This window comes from Halobellus sp. Atlit-38R (genome assembly GCF_003665925.1).
Classification (GTDB): domain Archaea; phylum Halobacteriota; class Halobacteria; order Halobacteriales; family Haloferacaceae; genus Haloquadratum; species Haloquadratum inordinatus.
In genome coordinates this window covers 1-752 of the sequence record NZ_QXIJ01000073.1, presented here as the reverse complement: position 1 = coordinate 752, position 752 = coordinate 1, and the positions used below count along the sequence as shown (strand labels likewise).

Annotated in this window: 1 protein-coding gene; it reads right to left on the bottom strand. The window is 65.6% G+C overall.

The annotated features are described in order from the left end of the window. Nucleotides 1-752: molybdopterin-dependent oxidoreductase (locus tag D3D02_RS18155; protein ID WP_147435703.1), on the bottom strand; the 752-nt coding region annotated here is incomplete at both ends.

The following is a 752-nucleotide window of genomic DNA, read 5'->3' as shown; positions in this document are numbered from 1 at the left end:
TTCCTGCTCGAACCAGTGGGGGACCGGGAAGATGATGTCGGCGTGCTGGACCGTGTCCGTGTGGTGCATGTCCGCGACCACGTACATCTCGAGGCTTCTGATGGCCTCTCTGAACCGCTGTCGGTCCGGGAACTGGTTCCCCATCATGTTCGACTCGATGGAGTAGACGGCCCTGATTTTGTGCGGGTCACCGTCGATCATCGCGTCGGGGTACTCGGGGAAGGTCAGCGACGGGCCCGGGTCGGCGTCGCTCGGGCTGGCCCAGTCGCCGGCAGCAAGCGTCGCACCGCCCGAGTGGTGGGCGTGGATGTTGCCGTGACGACCGTAGTCGCCGGTCATCCCCATCAACATGGCGTACGCCTGCCCGAAGATGTGTCCGTGTTTGTACCGGCCGAGTGCGTAACTCGGGGCGATACCGCCAGGACCACGGGTCGCCAGCCACCGGATCGCAGTCCGGATGTTTTCGGCGTCGACACCGGTCGTCTCTGCGACCTTCTCGGGAGCGTAGTCCGCCACGTGGTCTCGAAGCCGCGTCAGTGCCGTCTCGCACGCGACGCCGTCGACGGTGAACTCTCCGAAGAGCGCGTACGCGCCGCCGGTTTCGGGTTCCAGTGCGACCGGGCTACCGCTCCCGCGTTCGACGGCGACGACCTGATTCTCGCCACCGTCTTCGAAGACGTCGCTCGCCTTGAGCAACTCCCCGGTGTCTTTGCGGATCAGCGCCGGAGCAGTCGTCCGTTTCCGGAGGAAGT